Origin of the sequence: Pedobacter sp. N23S346 (assembly GCF_048515415.1) — a bacterium.
In the GTDB taxonomy this organism is placed as follows: domain Bacteria; phylum Bacteroidota; class Bacteroidia; order Sphingobacteriales; family Sphingobacteriaceae; genus Pedobacter.
The window spans coordinates 1-15,455 of record NZ_JBLYEE010000010.1 but is presented as its reverse complement, the minus strand read 5'-3'; the positions used below and the strand labels follow the sequence as shown (position 1 = coordinate 15,455).

The following is a 15,455-nucleotide window of genomic DNA, read 5'->3' as shown; positions in this document are numbered from 1 at the left end:
TAGAACACCAATAAAAACAGAAACATGAAAGCATACAGTATTTCTAAGTATAGCAAAACCGATAAACTAAATCTTGTTGAATTGCCCGTTCCGAATATTAAAGAAAACGATGTTTTAGTAGAGATACACGCATCGGGCCTAAATCTTTTGGATTCCAAAATTAAAACAGGAGAGTTTAAGCTGATCTTACCTTATAAGCTCCCATTGATTTTAGGTCATGATGTAGCTGGTATAGTTACTAAGGTTGGTTCAAAAGTAACAAAATTCAAAGTCGGTGATGAAGTCTATTCGCGTCCTGCTGATTTTCGCATCGGTACATTGGCAGAGTTTATTGCCATAGACGAAAAGGATGTAGCCTTTAAACCCAAAAACCTGACTATGGAAGAAGCTGCCTCCATTCCATTGGTAGCACTTACCGCTTGGCAGGCATTGGTTGAGCGTGCTGATTTGCAAAAAGGGCAGAAAGTGTTTATCCAGGCAGGTTCTGGTGGGGTGGGAACGATCGCTATCCAACTGGCAAAACATTTGGGCGCAACTGTTGCCACCACTGCCAGTAATAAAAGTTTTGAATTATTAAAAAGCCTGGGCGCAGATGTATTAATTGATTACAAAACGCAGGATTTTGAAACGATGCTGAAAGATTACAATGTTGTACTCAACAGCCAGGATACCAAAACACTCGAAAAATCAATCAAAATCCTGAAGCCAGAAGGCCAAGCCATTTCCATTTCTGGTCCGCCAACTCCCGAATTTGCTGATGAAATCGGACTGCCATGGTACTTGAAGACCGTCTTATCATTAATCAGTTTTGGCATCAGAAGAAAAGCAAAAAAACGTAACATTGATTTCTATTTTCTCTTTATGAAAGCCAACGGAAGCCAGCTTGAAAAGATTACTAAACTAATTGAGGCTGATATTATTAAGCCAGTAGTTGATAAGATCTTTACTTTCGAACAGACCAATGAAGCGCTACAATATGTGGAAAGTGGACGTGCAAAAGGAAAAGTGGTGATTAAGGTAAAATAAGTTTATTAAGGGGTATCGTTATTCGAACAGATTATTCGCCAACTGATTCTAAATTCTTTATATTTTACTTACAAGGTGAAGGCAACTAATTCTTTAACTTAAGCACATAGCCCCATCGTTTAGCTAATGAATGCGGGTTTGACTTAAAATCATCAGGAGTCAAAAATAATCTTCGTTCCTGAGGGCACACAAATGGTGTACCCTCATCTTTTTTATAGTTGCCCAGTTATTTTAAAGTTTGCGGAAGAGGAACATAGGACTGTTACTTTTTTGAGTCCAGTTTTTTGATGTGGGCAATGATTCTTTTTTCCTGACTGTCTTCCGTTTTTTGAGAAACAATATCATCAAGGATAGCCGTTTTTTCATCCTCCGCCAGGCTCATGAATTTTTTATATACCTCAGCATCCTTGAAACAATCTTTAACCTCATCTTCATGGGTTAATCGGTCATCTGATGTTTTTACCATACTTACTGTTACTTCATCACCACCACCTTTGTTTATAGCTTTGCGAATGGTGCTGTTTAGGGAGATGCGTTTGTCTTGATTTTTAAGTGGTGCCAGATTTAAATCATTGAATTCGTAGCCATCAATTGTGCCGGAAACTTTCATGAAACCCCATTTCCCTCGAATATCTTTAGTGCCCGGAATCACCAGATTATACGTCCATGCACCCTTACCCGGTTCGTGCCGGATCTTCAATTTTTCGTTTTTCAGAAGTTCTTTCATAATTTTCTTTTCACATTATTTGATAGATATAATCCCGTAAATAACGCAATGACAGATTATCTTGTTTCGCCATTTCGGATTTTTTTTATCCAAACACTAAATGTAAAATTGAACATTAATCTTGATTGGTATTGATGAAAATAGGGGGTAAAAGTGAGCCGGAGCTTAAGTCATTGATATTGGAAAAGGCATCAGTCTATAATCCAAGTCCATTACGTAAAAACTGAATAAAGGGTAATGCGGCGCTAAAGCTGAAGAGTATATCCTGAATCAATTCATCTTTAGTTTTTAACATATCTATTGGGCTTTTCAGTTCGTATCGTTGAAGTTTGATGTAAGCCTCGCCAGGAATTCCAATAGGATATCCCTTAGGTAAGGAACTTAACGATGAAGATTGCTCTAGAGTGAATCCCGATGAATAGATATCCTGAAGTATCCTGTCAAACCGTTCTGCATGCTTTGAAATGTAACTCCTCATTACCTGTAGTCCAAAAATATCAGGATCGTATTTAACGCTAATATAGTTTAGGCCAGGTTCAATATGTACAAGGTATACAGGTTCATTACCATTATTTGCTAATGGACTAATCGCTATTTCAAAAAAGGCATTGTAGGTAATAGCCTTTTTGGGCTTGAAATTTACAAGATTTGAGATAAACCTTTCCACTTCAATTTCATCATTTAACTTGGTATCGATAGGAGTGAGCTGTTCTAATAATAGATAGGCCAAATCACCGATCTCAGTTTTAGCCCTTTCATATTCGCCAATGTGATCCATAAACCAAGTCTGATCATTATTGGATTTTAGATTAAGTAGAAATTCAAGGGTTTTTTTCATGTGATGGATGAGCATGGAATACAAATTTGGAAACAAAATGACATTGTAAATGTTTTTTTCATGTCGTCATAATAATTAAAAATCTATTTTGATTTACACTTACCATTTCATTTAAAAACATGTAAAATAAAGCAACGTTTACATTTTTATCTAAACTAGCAAAAAATAATAATACGGAGTGGATGAATAGCAATCGTGATGCCTATAATAAGTGCATGGACGATTTCTCAGATTTTATACAAATGGTGATCAACGAAATTGCACAATTTGATGGCGACATTTCTAAATCTGATTTGAAAGCGAAAGATTGCATACCGAGGCTAAATAGAGATCTTCGTTTTTCAAAGGATAAGTCTCCATACAAAACCTATCTATATGCTGTTATAAGTAAAAATGGGCGGAAAAGTGGCAATGCTGTTTATTATATCGTGATCAAACCAGGTGAAAGCGGCATTGGTGCCGGCGCATTTCAACCTGATAAGCAAATATTAAAGAAGCTTCATCAGGAGATCGATTTTAATTTTAAGGAATGGCTTACCACTGTAGAAGATCAAGATCTTTTGTTGAAATTTCCAGCAGGCATCATCTCCAATCAATACCTCAAAAAAACGCCAAAAGATACAGAAGAAAGTAATCCGGCTTTGGAATTTCTAAAGATGAAAGACTTTTATGTTGCTCACAACTATAGTGATGAATTCTTTTTAAAAAAAGAAAATCTGAGCACCATAATTGAAAGCTACAAATCTGCGGGAAAATTAAATAATTTTATTAATAAGGCAATAGATGGATAATCGCCAATTTAATAGGTTTAAAATAAAGGAATTACTTTAGTTATGGCAAAAATAAATTTGTCAGCTGGTGTAATATAATCCTTTCGCATACTTCTTTTGTGTCATTAAAACCCTTTTTTGTATTATTTTAAAAATGTTGGAGGCACTAGATTTGTACCATCAAATTTTAAATAATGGGAAAAACAATTTTAATAACAGGAGCTTCCAAAGGGTTTGGAAAGCTGTGGGCAAAATCCTTTTTAGAGCGTGGAGATAAAGTGGCTGCAACAGCCAGAAAATTATCTGATCTGGATGATTTGGTTCAGGAATTTGGCGATTTAGTAACGCCTATACAATTAGATGTTAATGATAGAAATGCTGTTTTCGAGGCATTAAAATATGCTAACGCTACTTTAGGCAGAATTGACGTATTAATTAATAATGCAGGATTTGGATTATTTGGTGCTATTGAAGAAACTACTGAAGAAGAAGCAAGGCAACAAATAGACACCAATGTATTTGGTTTGCTTTGGGTAACTCAGGCTATTTTACCCATTATGAGAAATCAGGGAAGTGGTCATATTATCCAGTTATCTAGCGCATTGGGCCTAACTGGTGTTGCAACTCTGGGTATTTATAGTGCATCGAAATTTGCGGTAGAGGGATTAAGCGAAGCATTGGCAGCAGAAGTAGAAGAATTTGGAATTAAGGTAACTTTGCTGGAACCAAATGGATTTACCACTGACTGGGCAGGGCCGTCTGCTGTTAAAAGTAAACCAATGGCAGAATATCAAGCAGTTCATGATGCTTTTCAAAGCAGTGTGAAGCCAGAAGACTATGGAGATCCTGCTGCAACCGCTCCAGCAGTGCTTGAACTGGTTGATAATGATAACCCTCCATCGAGATTGTTTTTAGGAAAAGTAGCTTATCCATGGATCAAGTCTGTTTATGAGAATAAACTGGAAGTGTGGGAAGGCTGGAAAGATGTTTCAGCATCGGCACACGGAAAATAGACTATTTAAATATTAATTTTACAATAGAGGCTGTATCATCAATTCGAAATATCATTGGTAGCCTGTAAAAGGATTTTTGAAAAAGATTATTAATAGTGTTTCGAAAGGCTCAGCACAACAAATCTTAATAAAAAATAATAATTATAATACAGCCTCTATATTTGATTTTAAATATGAAACATTTTAAAAGTTTGAGTGCATTGCACCAGGAAAAGAATTTTATTCCACCAGAAAATCCATTGATTAGTTTAGTGAAATGTGGTGGTTTCTGTGGTATGGGAAATGATGAATTTACAACAGATTTTTTTATGATTGCTTTTAAAAAAATTCAGTCAGGAATCTTCAGTTACGGAAAAACCAAGTATGATCATCAGAATGGCTCCATGTTTTATGTAAGGCCAAGGCAGGTAATCGCTTTCCAGGAATTGCAGTTTGAGCAGGATGATTTTTTGATATTTTTTCATGAAGATTTCTTAAGCGGTCACCCACTTTATCAAAGCATCAAAAAATATAATTTCTTCAATTACGATGTTAATGAGGCACTGCATCTATCTCCTAATGAGGAAAAGCTAATCTGGGATCTTCATGACAAGATTAAATCTGAATATCTAAATAACCAGGATGAATACAGCCGGGAAATTATGATAGGGCACATTGACTCCATTTTAAGATACTCTCAACGCTATTATAAAAGGCAGTTTATAAATCGAAAAGAATTAACAGGCAAAACGGCCTCAAAATTCAATGAGGTTTTGATAAATTATTCTGAAAGCGGTTTAATAATTGAAAATGGGGCTCCAACTGTCAAATATATGGCAGAAAAACTTAATTTATCTGCACATTACCTTAGCGACCTGCTTAAACAAGAAACTGGCAAAACAGCACTAGAACTCATTCATATTTACCTTATCTCCGAAGCTAAAAACTTATTGATGGATGCCAATACCAATGTAACAGAAACGGCTTATGCACTGGGATTTGAGAATCTTTCCTATTTTTCACGTTTGTTTAAAAGAGAATCAGGTTTAACACCTAAGCAATTTAAAAATCAACTTTTCAATTAATATGCTATTTGTACATCTATTGTGCTAATTAAATCATTTCTATTCTAATGACTTAGAAACTGTCTATTTTTTCATAAACGAAGATCAACTTGCGAAGTTTTGGTGGCCTTTTTGGGGAAATACTTCGAAAGTTTGTGGCATTATCATCAAAACTCACGAAATTCTTCAGCGCCAAGGCTTTTGAAATTTCGTAAGTTAATAAAGGTATAATTTTTAAACAGCTTTTAAAGCTAATATTTGGGAACTATCCAGAATTGTAAACTATTCCTTTTTTTCTACCGCTATCCAGTGGTATCCTTCTACCGATCCACTTCTTGGATAATAAGAGAAATTCAGGATTTGATCTTGCCTTTTAATTTTCACCGTTAGTATTTTATCATAGCTGCCATAGTAATTATATAAATCAATAAACTCCATAATCTCGTCTCCCTCTTTAATTCCGGCCTTTTCTGCATTAGAATCCTTAACCAGGTCTGCTATGATCTGACCTTTGTATACACCTTTTGACTTATTGAAGCCAAGATCAAAGATGCCAGCTTCTATCTTTTCTGCAACAAAGTTTTTTCCAAAGGTACCAGGGTAAGGAATGATTAGTTTGCCATCCTTCATAGCTTTCCAATCGGAGACTGCCCAATTTCCGGCTCTTTTCTGAAGCAGCTCGATCCAGGTTTTTTCCGTAATGCTTTGGGTCTGTTTGAGTTTCTCAAGTTCCATTGCTAAGGAAAGCACGGTGCTTTTGTTTCCCTTTGTCAGAGATTTTAATTTTGCATCAAGATTGGCAAAGTAAAGGAAGCCTCGTGTGTATGGTAAGGTCCATGAATTTGTCGTAGAAAAATTCAAGTTGTTGTTAGCCGAATCTGGCAACATTCTTATCGCATTAGTATAATACTGTGCTGCTTTCTCATTAATGGATTTCAGGTAAAATTCATCAGAATAAAATTTCCCGTTATGGGGTAATACTGTCGATAAATATTCGGCTATTCCTTCGCTATACCATTCTTCACCTACACCCGTAATAAATATATGCAGCATTTCATGCGAGACTAGTGAAAGCATATCGTCATTATCTTTGAGTTTTTCTGATGGTGGGATACAAAGTAGAAAAGACCCATAACCATCTCCCTGTACTGCTGAACCACTAGACAATTCCAAATTTGGATAAGAACGAAAGAAAAAGCGAAAGGCCAGGTCTGGTGAGGCTTGAAATTGCTTCCTTAAATATTCATAAACATTCTGGAATTTAGGTAAAGAATTTCCAATTTTTTCCTCGTTTAACCCCAATCCTGCAACACTAAAACCTTTATCAGGTAGAGGAGAAGGATACATGTGAAGATTACCTACAATAAACTGCGCATATTGCAAACTTGTATAAGAGAGTTTAGTGCGCGAAGTTGCATTTCCAATCCCAAAACTTGAAACTGCAGTATTACCCTCAGTTAAATCCCAATCTAGTTTGACAAAGAATTTATTTTTTAAAGGTGGTAAAAGCAATATGCTAATAAAAGACCCGGTAAGGCCACCTCCGCTTGCCTGCATATCAATGTTTCCACCCCGGTTGCGAAAAGGACTGGCTGCCATAATAGTATATTCTACTGTTACTTTTCCATTCACCGTTCTTGAAGCCTCGTACACCATGGTATTATGTATAGAATCTTTTTTTGATGGATTTATATACACCATTCCATCATCATCTTTAACAATAAGATTAAAAATTTGGTCGGCTTTTCTGCCCAGGCTTTGCATCAGATCCAGATGCAGATTTAGGTTATGAGACCGAAGATCATCCTCAAAAACTACTTCATAAGAAACATGCATGCTGTTTGCTTTTCCATCACTGTCATATAATGGTTTTAAATGCAATACAAGGGTTTTGTTTACCGTGTTCCCGGCACCAAATGCGTTTAAAAAATTACTCAAAAAAGTAATGGAAATGATAAGACTGAAGAATCTTAAGTAGCTAAGGAATGAAGTGTTAAACATAAATTTTAATCAATAAATTAGGGGCATAAATGACATCACTTTTTCTAAAACGTTGCATGGTCTGCCCGTTCCTCGTTGCATCAAACTAAAACAGCTTTTTATATCCAATTACTTTTCAAGTCTTCGTTCATCTGCTTTATAAATTTATCCTTGTCTTTCTTCACTTCCTTGATTTTTGCTTTCAATTCAGGAGAAGTAGGGAAATATTTTTCTGACCAAATATAAATTTCTATGATGATGGGCAATAAATCAACGCCCTTCTGTGTGAGCCTGTATAAAACTTTTGCCTTACTATCTGGGTGTGCCAATTTTTCAATAACTCCATTTTCTTCTAACACTTTCAATCTTGATGCTAAAATATTGGTTGCGATTCCTTCTTCCGATTTTAGAAAATCATTATAAGTACTTTTATTATAAAACATTAAATCTCTTATTATAATCAGAGACCACTTATCGCCAAAAACATCCAATGAGCAACTAACTGGACAGTCTGATCTTTTTTTTATTTTTTCCATAGATTTTTAGCAAAAACAACTTGCATTTTAAAAGTTGTTTATATATTTGTACTTGCAAATTGCAAGCAAATTTACTGATAAAAATTTAAATAGTTAAAAATGAAGAAGAATATTTTAGTAACAGGAGCATCTTCCGGCTTTGGTTTGATGCTCGCAAAGGAGTTACATCATAAAGGATACAATGTTATTGGTACAAGCCGAAACCCTGAAAAAACAGCGGTGTCTGTACCCTTTAAAATGTTGGAATTAGATATTACCGATAGTAATTCTATCAAAACCTTTGGCAAGCAGCTCTTCGTCGAAATCGATAGATTGGATGTATTGATCAATAATGCAGGATTTTATTTATCAGGGTTAGCCGAGGAAACTACTATTGAGCAGGGAAAGCAGCAATTAGATACCAACTTTTGGGGTACCGTTATGCTCACCAATGAACTATTGCCGCATTTTAGAAAACAACGCTCTGGTAAAATAATTACCGTAGGATCCATTGCAGGGTTGATCAGTCTTCCTGGTGGATCTTATTATGCGGCTTCCAAGCATGCACTGGAAGGGTACTTCAGGGCATTGCGCTTTGAACTAAAAGAATTCAATATAAAGGTAAGTATAGTGGAGCCAGTGGGTTTTAAAACCAATATTGTAAGTAACTCAAAAGTTGCGAACAATAAAATCGGTGATTATGATAGATATCGCACAAAACTGGAGGATTATACAAAGGATCTGTTTTCAAAATCAGAGGAACCGGATGCTGTTGTTAAGGTCCTTCTAAAATTAGTCGAAAACGAAAATCCGACATATAACTATCCGGTGGGGAAAGGTTCTACCTTATTCCCGGCCTTACAGTATTTTTCATTCAAAACATTTGAAAACGCGATTATCAAAAACATTAACAAATTCAAAAAATAAAATAATAAGTCATGAAAAAAATATATTTGGTACTAATACTATCTGTTCTATCGATTTTTAACGCAATGGCTCAAAATGCTTCTTCCGACAAGATATTGGGGATTTGGATGAGCCAGGAGAAAGATGGTAAAATTGAGATTTACAAGTCTGACAATAAATATTTCGGAAAACTAATCTGGGGTAAAACCATGTATGAAGCCGATGGATCTACCTCTAAAAAGGATGTAAAAAACAAAGATGAAAAACTTAGATCCCGCAATCTTAAAGATCTGCTCATGCTCAAAAATTTTAAGTACAATGATGGGGTTTGGGATAATGGTGAAATTTACGATCCTTATAGTGGCAAAACCTATAGTTGCACCATGAAAATATCAGATGGAAAATTGAATATTCGAGGATACATTGGCATTTCTCTTCTCGGAAGAACTGCCATTTGGGAAAGGGCTAAATAATAAGAGCCCCTTTTAAAAAGGACGGATCTGATGGTTAGCTTTTCAGTCCATTATTTTTCGGTTGGTGAGACACCAACCGATAGAAATGTATGCCTAAATATTTATCTCCCAATAATTTAACCACAGAGGGCAAAGAGAAAAAATCACGGAGAACACGAAGATTAACCTACTGGTTGGTGTTTCACCAACCAGCCTAGTTTTTGATAAAAAGTTACTAACTCTGACGAGTATTTTGCCTGTAGAGTTAGTAACTTTAAGCTTATTAACTAATCACAGAAATCAGTTATTCATGAAGAACCAATATTGCTTTTACTGATCTGTTCAGTACCTTATTAACTGTACTCGTGGTAAATAAGCGATAGATAATATTATGGTGATGCTTAACCAAACATAAAATATCGGTGTGGTTTTGCTCAATAAAATCCATGATGCCGTTGGGTGCACTGTTATCTTTGATATAGTTGAACTCGATCTGGGTTTCTGGCAACAGCGCCCTAATGCTGTTTTCTCCAGTTTGTATGTGTTGCTCGTCTGACCTTTCCGCTACATAAAGTACCTGCATTTTTTGAGTGCCAGATGCCTTTAGCATTTCATTCAGTGCCAGAATATCATTTTGAGATAACCTGGTCTCGTAGTCTGTTGCCAAAGTGATTATAGGTTGCGATGGAAAGCTGCTTTCTATAGGAACAATTAAGGTAGGGATTCTCATTTTCGAAACGACCATACTCGCATTACTCCCAACAATTCCGGTAATTCCTGTTGCACCAGTTATTCCCATCACAAGCAATTCTACCGCATTTTTTTTTGTATATTCAGAGATAACAGCCCTTAAAAAACCCACGTCACAACTGGTCGATATTTTAATTTCTGTTAGCTTTTGTTCTTCACGAATCTGCGCTGCCCAGTGTTCCAGGGCATTTCGTTTATTTTCATAGTAAGATTCTATAAATATGGCATTGTAGGTGCTATTGTTTATCCCTTCTGTAGGATGAATGGCATGAATAGCGGCAACATCCATATTTAATACTTTTGCCATGGCAAGGGCATAAGCGAATGCATTGGCTGCACTTTTTGAGAAATCTGTTGCAACAAGTATTTGTTTCATGGTTTAGATATTTTGAAAATCAGGTTAGATAAATAGATGAAACAACATGAATAACAATATAGCCAGAATGATTGATACGGGCAGTGTAAGTACCCAGGCCATGCCGATACTTTTCAGGGTATTATTATTCAGGTTTTTTGTTCCGCCAGATGCCACCATAGCTCCTGCAATTCCGCTTGATAATACATGGGTGGTACTCACCGGAAGACCAAAGGCGGTACTTAAGCCAATGGTTGAGGCCGCTACAATCTCTGATGTAGCACCCTGGGCATAGTTTAAATGTTCATTCCCGATTTTTTCACCAATAGTTACCACAATGCGTTTCCACCCGATCATGGTGCCTAATCCAAGCGCTATTGATATGGTAAGGATTACCCACAACGGAGCGAACTCTACCAATTTTGAAAGTTCTTCCTTATTTTTGGTGAGTATTTGTTGATCATGCTTGTTAATAACCAGGTTCTTATCATTTTCAACTGTTTTTATAACAGCAATTACACCCTCAATCTGCTTTCTAAACTTGTAAGTGTTTTCCTTATCAGTCTCGCTTTTTAATAAAAGATGTTTTTTAGTCTGTTCTATTTTACTCGTAAAATCAAGAATGTTAATGCCCTTATCATGATTTAGATTAGAGATATTTTTTACGACTTGTTCTGTAGCATTTAATTCAGTCATTACATCCTGTTTAGGGATATTGTGGTTTACAGCGAACTTTGCTGGCAGGAATGCAATTAGGATAAGCATTAAAAGACCAACGCCTTTTTGTCCGTCATTACTTCCATGAAAAAAGCTCACTAAGGTGCAGGTGGTGATTAATAAACCTCTTATCAATAGTGGTGGCCGATCATTTTCGCCATGAGGGATATGAAAGAGGGCATGGTATTTAATTACATGTTTTAAGAAATACATCAGTAAGATAGCAAAACCAAATCCAATTATTGGAGAAAGGATAAGTGATAATCCAATTTCTTCTGCCTTTCCCCAGTTTACTCCATTACCTCCATAATACCAGGTAAATGCTAGTCCGGCACCAATCATGGCTCCGATCATAGTATGAGAACTGGAGCAGGGAATTCCGAGATACCAAGTACCCAGATTCCATGCAATGGATGCAATTAATACAGCAAGTACCATGCACGCGCCCACACCAATAGGAAGATTCATCAGTGCATCGAGGGGTACAAGCTTGAGAATCCCCATCGCGACAGCGATTCCACCGGTAAATACGCCCATAAAATTCCAGAATCCAGACCAGGGGATAGCTATGACTGGCTTTAACGCTTTAGTGTAAATAACTGTCGCTACTGCATTGGCAGTATCATGAAATCCATTGACAAACTCAAAAGCAATCACGGCGAGTAAGCACAATAAGAATATTAGCAGTAGTGGGGTGCTTAAATGAGTATCGCCCAAAAAGGGAAGTATAACGTTAATGGATGGCATAAAATGTATCGAAAATTAGGTATGGCAACTTTTTACAAATTACCATCTTAATGATGATGTGTGTATATGTTTAATGTTAAATAACTGTTATGTTATGGCTTACAATTTTTTAATCGCTAGTACGTGAAACTCATTTATAGCTTGAATAAAGGCAATTTATTTATTCACAATGCTTGAAAACTTAACCTACAGTTTTTTTTGAATTAAGATCTCTAAGTGATATTTGTTGCATTAAATAATCAAATTATATGCAAAACGGTACCATTCAAATTAACGCAGATCTACAGCAGTTTATCCAAAAGTTTGAACCAAGCAAATTTAAAATCCTAACCCGCGGAATTGAGATCAGGGGTATTTACGATTTACACGGCAGTATGTTGAGGGCAAATGCCATTATAGATAAAATGGGTTTGAACCTTTCTGTTAGCCACAATGCGGAGATGCTCAGTTACAAAGGGTTTGAAGTTCTTTCGCTTTGATATTATGCTTGTTGATAGATCTGAACTATCTCCTTATATCTTAGAGCGACCAGATTCTTTACCGATTTTGAATAGATAAACTTTTTTCGAAATAAATGATGTTGCTGTCAAAATTTCCTTGATAAGGGCTTCCACAAGCGCTAAATCCCTTTGATTTTAAGTAGCGCTGACTACTTGGAGTAGCTGTTGTTGAAAATATCATGCCGTGGTAATGCATAATCTTATCTTGAAGCATTCCTTTAAGGGTGCTGCTAATTCCTACCCTTCGCACATCTGCTTCGGTAAAGGAGTATCCAACCTCAAAGATGAAATCATTTGCATTACGTTCAATGCCAGCTTTCAATTGAATTTGCTTTACATAAAATCTGGAGGGTCTTTTGATTGCTGAAATACCAACCAATCGTTTTCCCAGATAGCAGAATCCCAGAAATTCGCAGTTGTATATTTTTTGAAAAAGATCAATCAAAGAAACCTTGTTTCCTTTTTTAAGCAATAAAAAAAAGTAATAGAGTTCTGAAAGGGAACAGTCGCAGGGTTTTTTAATTTCAATGAATGTGTGGAGTCGCAATTGGGGCTTGCTAGTCGCATTTAGCAGGGGCGAGGCAGTAGAAGATAAGTTATATTCCATGTCGTAGCAAATGATGTAGAAGATAAATTGGAATTTTATTCAAAGATACCGGCAGGCCTAATTCCGTTGTGTTCTAGTATAATTCTACCTGGTTTTGTTATAGCGCTTTAGTGTTGCACACATGGAACCTGATATGGAGAGTTGTTCACAAATCTTATCATTCCAGTCTATCAGTGCATCCTCTGGAGAAGTTCCCAGTCCTGTTACACTATTTTCATCTTCTAAAGAGAGTACGGCGTAATAGTAGCCTCCATCTTTAAAAAGCATTGGTTTGAATTTGGTAACAAAGGTTGGTAGCTTAAATTGGCTGAAATTAAACTCGACAAGATTGCCCGGTTTTGCTTCTGGTTTCTGTATCATATGGCTTGGTTAAGATATAAGTTTAAGTTTTTTATAGCGGGAACTTTGGTTTTACATGGCTTTAAGCAGTATTGCTAACCAGGCTGAGTTGTATTTAAAGTAATGCTATTGCAAACGCAGAAAACAAATTAGGAAAGAGATGTTTACTTTAGGTTAGCACTTTGTTGTATTATCGTTAACAGGCGTAATTTTCAGTAAGGTCGTTTTGTTTGTTTTTCGCTCAGATGTTAATCCTTTGGATAATCACTACGATATCCATTTCTTAAGGTCAATTGTTATCCTATCTATCTTAATGATTCTCATATAATGTTTGGATTTTGGTAGATAAGCAAGATTAAGTTTCTATTAAGTTTATCCTTAATTAGGGAAAACGAAATCATAACTGATTAAGTTCGCATAATAAGAATTCATTCATTTGAAATATATGGCATCATCAAGACGAAATTTTATAAAGGCAACAGTATCAGGATTAGTACTGGCAGGTATCTCCAACAGTGCTACTGATATCATAGATCATGTTCCTGCACCAGAAAATGTTGGGGTTAAGTTGCGTTTTGCCATTGCCTCCGATGGGCACTATGGCCAGCCAGGCACTGATTATAAAAAAGATCATGAGAATATGGTTCGGTGGCTTAACCAAGCTCATGAGCAAGCGCCTCTTGATTTCGTTATCATAAACGGAGATCTTGTGCACGATCAGCCAGCACTTTTAAAGGAATTAAAAAATCAATATTATGATCGGTTGAAAGTGCCATTTTATGCCGTTCCAGGGAACCATGACCATGCAGATACCGCTCACTGGATGTCAGTTTTTGGATATGAGGATAACTTTTCTTTTGAAAAGAATGGTGTAGGGTTTGTGCTGGCTAATACCTCAAATGCGAAAGGCATTTACCTGGCTCCAGACAATACATTTCTTAAAAGAGAGCTGTATAAGTTTAGATCTCTTTCTACTGTTTTTGTTATCCTTCATATCCCACCACATCTATGGGTGCCACAGAATCCGTTTGTAGAATCAGAAACAACTATTTCGCTGCTGCACGATTATCCAAATGTTAAGGCCGTATTTCATGGCCATGATCATAGCCTTGATGCAGTCTTCTACACTGATAAATTGCCTCATTTCTTTGATTCACACATTGGAGGTAATTGGGGTACTTCTTACAAAGGATTCAGGTTAGTGGAGGTTGCGATGGATGACAAGATCTTTACCCGACAAATTAATGCGAGTGGTAGCCCTATATTGAATGAACAGAAACTATAGCCTAGAATTCTGTTTGCTGTAGTATTGAAATTTTACAGATATCACCCAATAACGACGTAAGCACGTTTTGTGAAATTATTTATGGTGCTCGATTTTTATCTTTTGCTAAAGCGGATTAAGAGCCTTTCTTAATTAAAATCAGAAATAGCTTTTTAATCTGTCATTGGTAACTTGATTCAGTACTTTTTTATTAGCCATATTGCTTTTCCTTTCTCACGCTATATCCTGAGGCACGAAGTGTAACAGCGTTTTCTACTACTACTACTACTACTACTACTACTACTGACACCGAACGTTTTTTAAATCGCTAGCTGCGAAAAATCCTTGTCTTCTCTTCGTAGACAGTCTTTTCTTCCCGGGGAAAGGTGCTGTTTTTCCGCTGCGCAGGCTTGCCTCGGCTAGCCGCCGAAGGGCTTTTACTTTTGGCTTGGCCCAAAAGTAACAAAAACCCAAGGCTTGAATCTGATGTTGGATTAGCTCGTAGAAATTTAAATGGCGGTAGCGCAAGGGCTTGATTTGACTTTTAATAAAGATTTGTTTTAAGGAGCCGTTCGCGCTACCTTGGGTTTGAGGTATTTGAACGTTGGTGTAAAAATTTCAACGGCTTCTCCTTCCATCATCTCCTATGCCGGATAGCAGGGTGCAGATTGCAGGGTGGAAATAGTAGGTGCCGATCGCGAGGTGCGATAAATGCTTTTTTCTTGCGCCCTTTCACTCCCGGGGAAAAGTGCCGCCAGGTTGATAGGGGCCGTTTTTTTCGCTGCGCTGGCTTTCCTCGGCTAGCCGCCGAAGGACTCTTACTTTTTTGCTTGATCAAAAAAGTAACAAAAAAATCAAGGCTTGGATCTGATGTCGGATTAGCGCGTCGAAATTTAAATGGCGGTA

At 36.7% G+C, this 15,455-nt stretch carries 15 protein-coding genes and 1 pseudogene; 8 read left to right on the top strand and 8 right to left on the bottom strand.

Annotated elements, in window-relative coordinates:
* Positions 1-24: 24 nt before the first annotated feature.
* Positions 25-1,026 carry an NADP-dependent oxidoreductase gene (locus ACN1CD_RS16875; protein WP_419131567.1) on the top strand — a complete coding sequence of 334 codons (1,002 nt, stop codon included), beginning with the start codon at positions 25-27 and terminating at the stop codon, positions 1,024-1,026.
* Positions 1,027-1,288: 262 nt separating this feature from the next.
* Here ACN1CD_RS16875 and ACN1CD_RS16870 read toward each other — a convergent pair whose 3' ends face one another.
* Entirely contained in the window at positions 1,289-1,753 is a 465-nt protein-coding gene (locus ACN1CD_RS16870) for a DUF1905 domain-containing protein (RefSeq protein ID WP_419131566.1), read from the bottom strand.
* Between the two features lie 196 nt (positions 1,754-1,949).
* Entirely contained in the window at positions 1,950-2,591 is a 642-nt protein-coding gene (locus ACN1CD_RS16865) for a DUF2461 family protein (RefSeq protein ID WP_419131565.1), read from the bottom strand.
* A gap of 140 nt (positions 2,592-2,731) precedes the next feature.
* Here ACN1CD_RS16865 and ACN1CD_RS16860 point away from each other — a divergent pair.
* The 3 genes and pseudogenes from ACN1CD_RS16860 to ACN1CD_RS16850 form a co-directional block, all read left to right on the top strand.
* Positions 2,732-3,382: pseudogene (locus tag ACN1CD_RS16860) on the top strand (DUF2461 domain-containing protein); the annotation flags it as partial.
* Positions 3,383-3,555: 173 nt separating this feature from the next.
* Positions 3,556-4,374: an SDR family NAD(P)-dependent oxidoreductase gene (locus tag ACN1CD_RS16855; protein ID WP_419131564.1), complete on the top strand. Its 819-nt coding sequence runs from the start codon at positions 3,556-3,558 to the stop codon at positions 4,372-4,374.
* 173 nt (positions 4,375-4,547) lie between these two features.
* Positions 4,548-5,438 (top strand): helix-turn-helix domain-containing protein, encoded by an 891-nt coding sequence (locus ACN1CD_RS16850; RefSeq protein ID WP_419131563.1) that lies wholly within the window; start codon positions 4,548-4,550, stop codon positions 5,436-5,438.
* A gap of 261 nt (positions 5,439-5,699) precedes the next feature.
* Here the strand turns inward: ACN1CD_RS16850 and ACN1CD_RS16845 are convergent, their stop codons facing one another.
* Positions 5,700-7,355, bottom strand: coding sequence for a hypothetical protein (locus tag ACN1CD_RS16845; RefSeq protein ID WP_419131562.1), 1,656 nt, complete (start codon positions 7,353-7,355; stop codon positions 5,700-5,702).
* A gap of 161 nt (positions 7,356-7,516) precedes the next feature.
* Positions 7,517-7,933, bottom strand: coding sequence for a winged helix-turn-helix transcriptional regulator (locus ACN1CD_RS16840; RefSeq protein WP_419131561.1), 417 nt, complete (start codon positions 7,931-7,933; stop codon positions 7,517-7,519).
* 99 nt (positions 7,934-8,032) lie between these two features.
* Here ACN1CD_RS16840 and ACN1CD_RS16835 point away from each other — a divergent pair, with 99 nt between their 5' ends.
* Entirely contained in the window at positions 8,033-8,839 is an 807-nt protein-coding gene (locus ACN1CD_RS16835) for an SDR family oxidoreductase (protein WP_419131560.1), read from the top strand.
* Between the two features lie 11 nt (positions 8,840-8,850).
* Complete coding sequence (locus ACN1CD_RS16830; protein ID WP_419131559.1) at positions 8,851-9,291, top strand: DUF2147 domain-containing protein; 441 nt, start codon at positions 8,851-8,853, stop codon at positions 9,289-9,291.
* Positions 9,292-9,574: 283 nt separating this feature from the next.
* On the opposite strand, the gene ACN1CD_RS16825 is transcribed toward ACN1CD_RS16830, so the two are convergent.
* Together ACN1CD_RS16825 and ACN1CD_RS16820 are read right to left on the bottom strand one after the other, a co-directional pair.
* Entirely contained in the window at positions 9,575-10,396 is an 822-nt protein-coding gene (locus ACN1CD_RS16825) for a universal stress protein (RefSeq protein ID WP_419131558.1), read from the bottom strand.
* 24 nt (positions 10,397-10,420) lie between these two features.
* Positions 10,421-11,839 (bottom strand): inorganic phosphate transporter, encoded by a 1,419-nt coding sequence (locus ACN1CD_RS16820; RefSeq protein ID WP_419131557.1) that lies wholly within the window; start codon positions 11,837-11,839, stop codon positions 10,421-10,423.
* 248 nt (positions 11,840-12,087) lie between these two features.
* Here ACN1CD_RS16820 and ACN1CD_RS16815 point away from each other — a divergent pair, with 248 nt between their 5' ends.
* Positions 12,088-12,318, top strand: coding sequence for a hypothetical protein (locus ACN1CD_RS16815; RefSeq protein WP_419131556.1), 231 nt, complete (start codon positions 12,088-12,090; stop codon positions 12,316-12,318).
* Between the two features lie 58 nt (positions 12,319-12,376).
* Here the strand turns inward: ACN1CD_RS16815 and ACN1CD_RS16810 are convergent, their stop codons facing one another.
* Complete coding sequence (locus tag ACN1CD_RS16810; RefSeq protein ID WP_419131555.1) at positions 12,377-12,784, bottom strand: hypothetical protein; 408 nt, start codon at positions 12,782-12,784, stop codon at positions 12,377-12,379.
* 246 nt (positions 12,785-13,030) lie between these two features.
* Complete coding sequence (locus ACN1CD_RS16805) at positions 13,031-13,306, bottom strand: hypothetical protein (protein ID WP_419131554.1); 276 nt, start codon at positions 13,304-13,306, stop codon at positions 13,031-13,033.
* Between the two features lie 424 nt (positions 13,307-13,730).
* On the opposite strand from ACN1CD_RS16805, the gene ACN1CD_RS16800 reads away from it, so the two are divergent.
* Positions 13,731-14,570 carry a metallophosphoesterase family protein gene (locus ACN1CD_RS16800; RefSeq protein WP_419131553.1) on the top strand — a complete coding sequence of 280 codons (840 nt, stop codon included), beginning with the start codon at positions 13,731-13,733 and terminating at the stop codon, positions 14,568-14,570.
* The last annotated feature ends 885 nt before the right edge of the window (positions 14,571-15,455 follow it).